The 5215-nt window shown below is 53.7% G+C and carries 5 protein-coding genes and 1 pseudogene; 2 read left to right on the forward strand and 4 right to left on the reverse strand.

The genetic code is table 11. The annotated features are described in order from the left end of the window. Positions 1-480: 480 nt before the first annotated feature. The 4 genes from AC221Y_RS19955 to AC221Y_RS19970 all read right to left on the reverse strand — a co-directional run bounded on the left by AC221Y_RS19955 (position 481) and on the right by AC221Y_RS19970 (position 3698). On the reverse strand, positions 481-1845 hold the full coding sequence (locus AC221Y_RS19955) for a HipA domain-containing protein (RefSeq protein ID WP_486708157.1): 1365 nt from the start codon (positions 1843-1845) through the stop codon (positions 481-483). Next, on the reverse strand, positions 1842-2078 hold the full coding sequence (locus tag AC221Y_RS19960; RefSeq protein ID WP_366141742.1) for a helix-turn-helix transcriptional regulator: 237 nt from the start codon (positions 2076-2078) through the stop codon (positions 1842-1844). The genes AC221Y_RS19955 and AC221Y_RS19960 overlap by 4 nt, the downstream gene beginning before the upstream one ends. A 1090-nt stretch (positions 2079-3168) precedes the next feature. Then, a complete protein-coding gene (locus tag AC221Y_RS19965) occupies positions 3169-3468 on the reverse strand; it encodes a CcdB family protein (protein WP_486708158.1) in 300 nt (99 codons plus the stop codon). Then, complete coding sequence (locus AC221Y_RS19970) at positions 3468-3698, reverse strand: type II toxin-antitoxin system CcdA family antitoxin (RefSeq protein WP_299756106.1); 231 nt, start codon at positions 3696-3698, stop codon at positions 3468-3470. The genes AC221Y_RS19965 and AC221Y_RS19970 overlap by 1 nt, the downstream gene beginning before the upstream one ends. Before the next feature lie 132 nt (positions 3699-3830). Between AC221Y_RS19970 and AC221Y_RS19975 the strand changes: the two are divergent. Together AC221Y_RS19975 and AC221Y_RS19980 are read left to right on the forward strand one after the other, a co-directional pair. Beyond that, positions 3831-3995: pseudogene (locus tag AC221Y_RS19975) on the forward strand (transposase); the annotation flags it as partial. A gap of 70 nt (positions 3996-4065) precedes the next feature. Further along, on the forward strand, positions 4066-4707 hold the full coding sequence (locus tag AC221Y_RS19980) for a hypothetical protein (RefSeq protein ID WP_486708159.1): 642 nt from the start codon (positions 4066-4068) through the stop codon (positions 4705-4707). The last annotated feature ends 508 nt before the right edge of the window (positions 4708-5215 follow it).

Consider the following 5215-nt stretch of genomic DNA (forward strand, 5'->3'; position numbering starts at 1 on the left):
AACCTACGATGCCATCGTCGATGCAGCTTGCGAGGCATGGAGCAATCTCATCAATCAGCCACAAACCATTACATCAATCGGGATGAGAGATTGGGCACAGACAGGTCAGTGATTTCTGCACTTGATATTAGCTGCCGCTCGTCGGTCGATCTGATGCTGCGCCGCAGCTTCGCCAGACCGGCCATTCGTGCATCGTGCAGCATGTTCTTGGGCCAAATGACCGCAACGCGGACCTTCCTGCCGTTCGTTGCAAGTGCTGTTTGTGCCCTGCCGTACGACGGCTATGCGCGGGTAGCGGATGACCCGCCCCCAGCTTGGACGACCGCGGCTCTTTGGAGAGAACGGACGCAGGTGCTCCATCTGCACTTCTGTGAGCCGAAACAGATCACTCATTTTGTAGGTTTGCGAGGTGCCCGTATCCAGCTGATCCGTCAAATCGCATTGGGGCCTGAGCCCAGGTTTTCCCGACTGCGTAGTGTTTTAGTCCGACGCTCCGGGCCGATTCACAGGCACATTGTCAAATTCTGGCACATCGATCCCGAAACCTGCATTGGCTGAGAGATGATAGGCTTGCTGCAAGATCACATCAGATAGTTGCTTTGCGGCGGGGCGCGGGAGCTCCGCGGCTAGTGCAATGGATGTTTCGATCATTTCGGCGCAGCGCCGCGCAAGCGGGCGCACCAGCCCTTTGGCACCGATTGCTTTTAGAAATAGGTCGAGATCTTCCTTTTTGACATCGTCCACCATACGGGCGCTACCAATGCGGAAGGACATCTCGTGCGTTACACTGTAGTCGAGCATAACAGGATCGATGTCATATGCTGGGGCCAATATGGGTCTTTGGCCGGTGTAGAGCAGGGCGTGGTTTTTCGCGTGATTGTCCGAGTTTCCAAGCAGCATGTTCGCCAGTGTGATCTCGAAGAACGCGATCCGCGCCTTTCCTGGTTGTGCGGTCGCATTCATTAGGCGACCGACGGCGTGGGCATCGAATATCCTGCCAGGCTCTCCTTTTCTCTCGTACTTCAAGGTGTTCCCCAACCCGAGTGCCTGGCAGAAGTCCTCCTGGTGGATACGGTAGACTTTCCCGTCCTCGGTGCGCCGGTCAAATCGCTCGACCAACAGGCCTTGGAGATCACCCTCGCCGATGACACACGTCTGCGCGGTCTTATGCTTCTGGATGCGAGCCATCAGGCGGGTTGCGTGCTGTTCCTGCCGGACTGAGTGCATTTGGTTCGCCTGTGGAACCTTCAGGATATGCGTGGTCGGTGCGCCGCTCCCCTTCTTGGGGAGCGCCAGTCGGCCATCATGTAAACGGGTCATGGCGATCTTCCCTTGCACTCCAGCCAGCGGCGAGGGGTCCTCAGACTGCGGCGGCAGCCGGCGATTATCGCGCAGTGATGTCATGAAACGAGCGAGCTCTTCCGACACTGCGAGCGGCCCTTCGGCATCAGACAGGGCCTCGGGAACTTGCGGTGAGCCGTCCATTAGCTCGTAATCTACGGCCAATAAGCCGGGGCGTTTGACCGGACCGGCGCCCTCCGGAACGCAGCTTATTGAGCCCGGGCAATCGGTCCCTAGGTGGTAAAGCAGCCCAACGATGTCACCTGCGGAGATCGCGTGCTTTTCCATTACTTGGTTGCGCATCTCATTCTCGAAAAGGAGATTCGAGAAGAAGCCCCTGGTAGCAACATCACCAAATGGCTCTTCCCTTACTTGAAGGGAGACCGATATGGGGTGCGGCAGATCGGAAGTCGTGTAGGAGAAGGATATTTCTTCGTTTGGCTCTGATTTCAGTTTGCCGATTGGTTCGTCCGCACCCTCTAGGTACACATCCAGCGTGGTCATGATCGGCTTTCCTTGGTCGGCGCGCCAATGATAACTGTCATGCCCAGATCCCTGCACAACTGAAGGACAAGGCCGACATGAGCCGTCTCCTTACCGTGTTCAATTGCACGGATCGTAGTTCGGGATATGCCAGTCTGAAGCGAAAGATCTTCTTGTGTAATCTTCGATGCTTGACGAACTTGACGAATGGCTCTCCCAAGAGATGCTGGGTCAGTGACAGCAGTGCCGATCATATCGAAGCTCCCAAAATGCGTGCGATCGTTGCCATATGAATGCTGAATAGGGCGGTCACGCCAAAATGGCAACGATCATTGTCATTTTGACGGACGCAAGTCGAGAATAGTTAAAATGGATACGATCGCTGCCATTTTTGCGAAGTTCGAGAATCCGGCTGGGAAGCATGAAGGTAGCCGGGCTGACGAGAGAACAGGCTTTCATTGCCTGCTTCAGGAAGGAAAGCACTGCGCTGAAATTGGGCTGACACCGGACGAATGCGCTCGCAGCGGAGGATCAGTCCGAAGAGGGTAAGTCAGGGCCCAGAGACGTCATTCGCCGCATCGCTGCGCCCAGGGGCCCATCGAGCGTTTGCTTCGGGCTCCTTGCTGCCGTTAGCCGCATCGCAGCGATCCTGCCAAACGATCTCGCCCCGACCAACATGAACGGCCCTTTGCGGACATTGAACTGCCTTCCGTCATGCTGCGGTGCGGCCCGTCGAACCGGACTTTCGTGCATTATGCAGCATTTTTGCTGGCTGAAACGTCCGTGTGCGGGACAAAACGGTCGTTCAATTTGAGGGTCAGAAGCAAAAGACCTGATCTTAGTGAAACGCACTTCAAGTGCATGTGACAGTTGTGACTGGTTTTCCAAATCGGCCAATCGTAGCCGAATCTATCTTTAGATTGTCGGTGCGTCTAACCTTTCGAATATTCAAGGGAAGGAAAGCGAATGATCGAAACAGTTCAGATCGTTACCAACATCATTGGGACAATCGCAGTCGTGTTGACGGTAGTTTATCTAGCCGTCCAAATCCGATGTAATCGGCGGAGCAATACTCGGCCACGGTAGCGGCGGCATTGTGTTGTCGCGGGCGGCTTAAAAGTCGGCCACTTTGGCCCTTTCATTTGATGGGAGGGCTTGGGGATTTTCACCGTGGAATTGATTTTTTGTCCCGCTGACTAGACCCACACGAGCCATGTATCAATGACTGCTATCAGACAGGGATGTGCTGAATTTGCGGGAATACACTATATAGGTCAGTATTGTTGACTTAGCGCACAAGGATGGTTATGTTAAGTAAGTGACAGTCGTATTGATTTGAATCGCCTAAAAACCCTGAATTAGCATGTCGATCGCGGATGTGACCTTCTCAAACTCTTCATCGAGCTTTCCAACTGAGGTCTTGAGAATGCCGTTTGGTACCGCCGCCATAAACTGCGTTGCCATAACGACTGGCTGACCTTCGAGGTTAAAAATTGGGTTGAGCCTTGTTGCCGGCTTCGGTGCGCTTGATGCTGGCAGCAACGGTACGACGACCCGAGTGTTCAGATCACTCAACAGATCTGTTTGGACATCCAAAAGGTAACCGTCTCCGGACGGATTAGGAAACACGTCATATTTAGGCATCAGAATTGACGATAACGATCGAGCGGCAAACCATGCTTCTCGACGTATGAGTTAGAACTCCGAATTGCAGCAGCATTCTCAACTTTCCATTGCTCTGCTTTGGCCGCAGCAACTGCGCTACGAACCCCGTCCTCTGCGGCGCGAGACAGATTTATCTTCAATGCTTTTGCTTCTGTAAGCAAAATAGCATCCATCGACAGATTGGTGGGCTTTCGTGTATGAGAATTCATAAGAGCGCCTCCTGAAGCAAGAGTACGCTTTCAGATTATGCGCGTCAATCATGAGCATAAATTATGCGCGAGTATAGTTTATCTTACGTTAGATATACCCACGCAGCTCTTTTCCCCAGCCTTCGCCTCTAGTTGGCCCAGTACGATGAAAGCCTGCGGCGACGCGGTGATCTGACGGTCTGGATCGGCGATGACGCGCTCGCTTTGTGGGCGGCACCACCGCGAATGACGTCTGGTGGTCAGGCCGTCTATTCGGATTTGGCGATCGAGCTTTGCCTGACGCTGGGCATGGTGTTCATGCAGCCTTAAAGCCGAGAACTGGCTTAGTTGTTCGTAGATCAACAAAAAGAGAGAGAAAAACCCTGAGATGGCAGGTAGAAACAACGTCTTCGCGATAGACTTCGACGCAGTTGTTCAAACGATCAAAGACTCTAACGAGAGTTTGGTGAAAAGGCACGAAGATCTCATGGCTGCGCGGGACCGAATACCTGCCGCTCTGCATGCGAATGATGAGGTGGCAAAAGCTAAAAGGTTTGCCGAACAGCTAAATGAGCACGCGTCGTTATGCCGATCGACTCGGCTCAGCGATACAAAGCCGTTGAGAGAGTTGGTGAAGCACGTTGAAGGCTTCTTCAAAAATATGGAGAACGACACGAAGGTTGCACAAGAAAAAGTTCTTGAGGTTCTTGGCGAAAAAGCTCGCGAGACCTATCCGCCATCACAGTCAGGCAGCGACTGGAACCGAGATGGCGAGTCTTTCTTGGTCGACAACACTACAGGAGAAGTTCTCGGCAGCACCTACCCGACACAATCCGGTCACCCGGCGGGTGCAGAAGCGATCAGAATGTCCTGGGAAATCGAAGATATTGATCGAGAGGCCATGGATCTGGAGGCGCTACGCGAGCATCTGACCGATGCAGCACTGATGAACGCGGCTCGCAAACACCTGAAGTCAAATGGACCGCACACATTGCGTGGCGCTACGTACCGGCAGGTGGCGGTGCTTTGACCCAGCAGATATTGTGCTCTTAGCGCTCCTGCATTGATTGCGCGGGTCAACGGATGTCGTTGTAGTGCTATTTATGAGAATCTACGGATAGGGGCAGTTTTTGGGCGGTTTTTGTAGTGTTAATTACGAGATATCCACAGGCTCACCTTTTTCGATCGCACCCCCACCTTCTCTAAATCTCCTCCTTCAGCAGCGTTTCCGCATGGCCCATCAGCTGATGGCGCGGGGCATCTTCTCCCAGTCGACTGATCGCCAGGCACATTACTGCGATCGCCCTTGCTGATGCTTGCGGCACCTGGTGTTGGGAACATTCCTTTTATAGCGGAAAGAGCCGTTGGCCCGGCGGAACACGTAGCGGGGGAGCTTGAGAGGCATTTTCTGGTCCATGCTGAGTAATCTCAGCCGCAGCATCACCCGGCGCAACCCCCAACGACCCACCAGACCTGACAAACCACAGCCCAAACCTGACGAAAGTGGTCCTAAAAGCGGTCCCGGAACTGGTCCCACA

This window comes from Boseongicola sp. (assembly GCF_057460485.1).